General features: G+C 69.6%; 4 protein-coding genes. 1 reads left to right on the top strand and 3 read right to left on the bottom strand.

Going from position 1 to position 4,259, the window contains the following annotated elements; translation table 11 throughout:
- On the top strand, positions 1–849 hold an 849-nt coding region (gene nrfD, locus WEB03_RS04960; protein ID WP_368069847.1), incomplete at its 5' end, for an NrfD/PsrC family molybdoenzyme membrane anchor subunit.
- Between the two features lie 140 nt (positions 850–989).
- Here nrfD and WEB03_RS04955 read toward each other — a convergent pair.
- From WEB03_RS04955 to WEB03_RS04945, 3 genes are all read right to left on the bottom strand, one after another.
- Positions 990–1,397, bottom strand: a complete 408-nt coding sequence (locus tag WEB03_RS04955; protein ID WP_368069846.1) for a hypothetical protein — start codon at positions 1,395–1,397, stop codon at positions 990–992.
- A 245-nt stretch (positions 1,398–1,642) separates the two neighbouring features.
- A complete protein-coding gene (locus WEB03_RS04950) occupies positions 1,643–2,383 on the bottom strand; it encodes a regulatory protein RecX (protein WP_368069845.1) in 741 nt (246 codons plus the stop codon).
- A 73-nt stretch (positions 2,384–2,456) separates the two neighbouring features.
- A partial coding sequence (locus tag WEB03_RS04945) for a recombinase RecA (RefSeq protein WP_368069844.1) occupies positions 2,457–4,259 on the bottom strand: 1,803 nt, incomplete at its 5' end.

The raw sequence follows: 4,259 nt of genomic DNA, 5'->3' as shown, positions 1-4,259 counted from the left end.
TGGACGTGGGAGGTGCCGTGGTACCTGTTCACCGGCGGGATGGCTGGCGCCTCGTCGGTGGTGGTCCTCGCTGCGCGGGCGACGGGCAACACCGAGCTGGCCGACCGCGCCCGTCTCATCGCCGCAGCCGGCGCGGCGGTCAGCCCGCCGTTGCTGATCGCCGACCTCGGACGTCCGGCGCGGTTCCTCAACATGCTGCGGGTCTTCAAGCCGACGTCGGTGATGAGCGTCGGGAGCTGGATCCTCGCCAGCTACTCCGGTGCCGCGATCGGCGCGACGGGTCTGCGCGTGCTCGATCGGGCGCCCCGCCTGTCGCTGCTCGCTGACAGCGCCGCTGCGGGTCTGGGGGCCGGCATGACGGTCTACACCGGCGCGCTGGTGGCCGACACCTCGATCCCGGTGTGGCACGAGGCACGACGTCACCTGCCGCCGCTGTTCGCCGCGTCGGGGTTGGCGGCCGCCGGAGCCGCCGCGACGTTGACGGTGACGCCCGCCGCGTCGCGGCCCGCCCGTCGCGCGGCGGTGATCGGCGCGGGGCTCGAGCTCGCGGTCGATGCGGGGATGCGCCGCCACCTCGGCCCGATCGGCGACGTGTACGAGCGCGAGGAGGCGGGGCGCTTCCACCGCGCCGCGAGGATCGCGACCATCACCGGCGCGGCGATGGTCGCCACGGGTGGTGGCCGACGCCGAGCGGTGACGGCGGCGGGGTCCGTGTTGCTCCTGGCCGGTAGCGTCTGCACGCGCTGGGCGGTCTACCGGGCGGGCTTCCAGTCGGCCCGCGACCCGGTGGCCACCCTCGGCCCGCAGCGCGCCCGCATCGTCCGAGGTGAACGCACCCGAGCCCCCTGACCTCCCCGACGGCCACGGACCACGCGCCCGCGCGGGTTCACCGCCCCCACCACCGCGGCTCACACCTCCGACGACCACAGAACACGCTCCCGCGCGGGTTCACTGTCCGACCTCGGTCGCTCCCGCTCCGTCGAACGGTGTCAGGCGGAGCTCGCCAGGGAGCTTCGCTTCTCGATCTGCGAGACCCGCGATGGCGTGACGCCGAGGAGCCCAGCGACGTCGCGCACGGTCAGACCAGCCCGTCGTAGCTCAGCGACCGCGGCCGGTGTCTCGCGACGGGCCCGGTCGGTCAGCTCAGCGAGGACGCGTCGCAGCTCGAGCGCCTCGAGCGTTCCAGCGGACACATCGGTGGGCTTCAGGTCCGGGGTGATATCCACCTCGAACGCGTCCTCCTCGACGTCCAGGACCAAGGCGATCGCCTCGCGGATCGTGGCATCTGCCTGGTCGAGACGACGTGACTGGGAGGCCACCTCGCGACCCACGACGTCGAAGGCCACAAGCGCCCACCAGTCAGCTTCGCGGGTGGCGGTGACACGGTAGGTGGTCACGTCCACCACTCCTCTCCGAGCTTGGCAGCTGCCTGTCGCATGATCGATCGCGCGGTGCCTTCTGCGAGCTCTCGGTGGTTGGGGATCGCGAGACGGAGACCGTCCAGCGAGAACACCTCGTGCCCACCACGGTTGCGGAGCGCCGCGGGCCGCGCAGCGGAGCTTCTCGAGGAGTTCGCGTCGCTTCACGAGGTTAAGTGCAGTGAGTGAACGTGGTCAAGTGCAGTCCCTACATGCCACCGCGGTCAGTGGCCGGCGCTGCGCTGCGGATCGCGGCTGACGTCCACCGCCATGCGGGCGACCTTCCGAGCCAGACCCTCCGGGTACCCGCGGCGGGCGACGTGCCCGACGGTACGTCGGTAGGCGGTCTCGCCGTCGACACCGGTGAGCCGGTCGGCCTTGGAGCGGGCGACCGCGAACGCCGCGGCCTCCTGATCCTCGGCCTCGACCGGGGCGAGCACCTGGTCGATGGTGTCCCGATCGAACCCGCGGCCGACCAGGTCCTTACGCAGGCGGGTCGGTGCGTGCCCCTTGGCGCGGCGCTCCTCGACGAGCGCGGTCGCCATGGCGAGGTCGTCCACCAACCGTTCGGCGTGGGCCCGTTCGATGATGAGATCGATCGCGGCCGCCGGGGTGTCCCGTTCGGCGAGCTTGCGACGGAGCCGTCCGACCGACTGCGGTGCGTTGGCGGTGGACCGGCGCACGAAGGCGAGCCCCACGGCCACGTCGTCACCGAGCGAGGCCTCGGCCGGCGGTCGGGTCGCCGCTACCTCGGCCGTCCGTCGTTCCGCTTCCGCGGAAGCGGCCTCGGCCAGCTGCTGGGCCTCACGACGGGACACCTCGGTGCGGGGCGCGTCACCATCGCCGCCGGGAGCAGCCCCGGCCCGCGCGGTACCGGGGTCCGGCTGGGCCGGGCGCGGGCTCACGCGGATCGGTTCGCGTTCGATCCCACGCTCGGCGAGCCAGGCTTCGGCGTCACGAGGCACGGCGGTCTCCTCGGTCGGAAGGTGGCGGACGGGTGCGGGCCGGACCCGTCGGTCCGGCCCGTGGCCGTGGCGGTCAGTCGAGGTCGTCGAACCCGTCGTCCTCGTCCTCGACCGGGTGCTCGGTGGCCGCCAGCGGCGACAGCCCGAGCTTCTCCTTGACCTTCTTCTCGATCTCGAGCGCGACGTCCTCGTGCTCCTTGAGGAAGCTGCGGGCGTTCTCCTTGCCCTGCCCGAGCTGCTCGCCGTCGTAGGTGTACCAAGCACCTGCCTTGCGGATGATGCCCTCCTCGACACCGACGTCGATGAGCGAGCCCTGCTTGGAGATGCCCTCGCCGTAGATGATGTCGAACTCGGCCTGCCGGAACGGCGGCGCGACCTTGTTCTTGACGACCTTGACACGGACCCGGTTACCGACCGCGTCGGTGCCGTCCTTGAGCGTCTCGATGCGACGCACGTCCAGGCGGACCGAGGAGTAGAACTTCAGCGCCCGCCCACCAGGGGTGGTCTCGGGCGAGTTGTGGACCATGATGCCATCGGCGAAGTAGTTGTGCGTGCCTTCGACTTCGATGTCGTACCGGTGGTCGTCACCCCTCGGGGCATCGCGCAGGTCGATGCGCCGGATGGTCATCGGCATCGGAACGAACCGCTTGTCGCCCAGTTCCGGCTGAACGTCGAACCGGCCCTGGTAACGAGGTAGAAGCTTGTACTGCATCGAGGGATGCACGTACGGGGCAACGAGCTCTTGGAACTTGTCTGTCTCGCTCCTCGAGAGGATCAAGAAGGCCATCCCACGCGAACCACGCTTCGTAAGCTTGGCCTCAACACCCCACGTATCCGCGAGGTGATCACGGAGCCGCTCGCGAGAAGAGTGCTCGAAAGCTTCGACGCAGACCTCGCTTCGCCCACTTCCGCCTTCGGTTCGCTGTTGGAGTCCCTTCGAGCGGAGCTGGAAGGTGCCGTCGTCCTGGTACCAGATGGCGAGCGACAGCGGTGTCAGCCGCTTGAGGTACTCGTCGCTGAGCACCTTCTTGCCCCCGATGTAGACCGCCTCGCGCAGCTCCGCCAACTCGGGCAGCGGCTGGAAATCGTGGAAGACCGCGCCTTTGGCGTTCGTCGTGCGGGAGACGTTAACGTTGGCGAAGAGCGACGCCTTCCAGTCGGCGTAGACCGACTGCTTGGCACCGTGCCCCGTACGGAAGCGAGCGCTGAGCCCGTTCGCGGACGGCGACAAGCAGCCGTCGCCCATCAGTCCTCCGAGCAGCACGTCCCACTGGAACGCGGACAGGTACGCCGGAACCGACTGGATCACTCGATCCCCGACCTGGAGTTCCTGAGCCTCTCGCCAGCCGCCGGGTGTCATGATCAGGTGGTTCGGTGTGAACTCGATGCGCGACTCGCCGTGGCCCGCACCTCCCCCGGCCCGAGCTATGGCGAAGTGGAGGAACTGCTCGGTCGGTCCGTTGTCGAACCAGTTGGTGACTCGCTTCGGAACGATCTGTCCCTGCTGATGGTCGTACGAGAGCACCTCGACGGGAAGCTTCTGGTTCACGATGTCCGCGATCGTCTCGTGCGAACCATCCGCGAGCGTCACGCGCGTGGGACCGCTCGCGCAGCCGAACATGACGCCTATCTTCTCGCGCAGCTGGTTGATGAAGATGATGGCGGTGTCGGAGCGGTGCAGGTCGCCGGCGATCTTGCGCAGCGCCTGGGACATCAGCCGGGCCTGGAGACCGACGTGGCTGTCGCCCATGTCGCCCTCGATCTCGGCCCTGGGCGTCAGGGCCGCGACCGAGTCGATGACGATGAGGTCGACCGCGGACGAGCGGATCAGCATCGAGGCGATCTCGAGCGCCTGCTCACCGGTGTCGGGCTGGGA

This window comes from Nitriliruptor sp. (assembly GCF_040882075.1).
Lineage (GTDB): Bacteria > Actinomycetota > Nitriliruptoria > Nitriliruptorales > Nitriliruptoraceae > Nitriliruptor.
The sequence above is the reverse complement of the archived record's forward strand: the minus strand, read 5'-3'. Positions and strand labels throughout refer to the sequence as shown.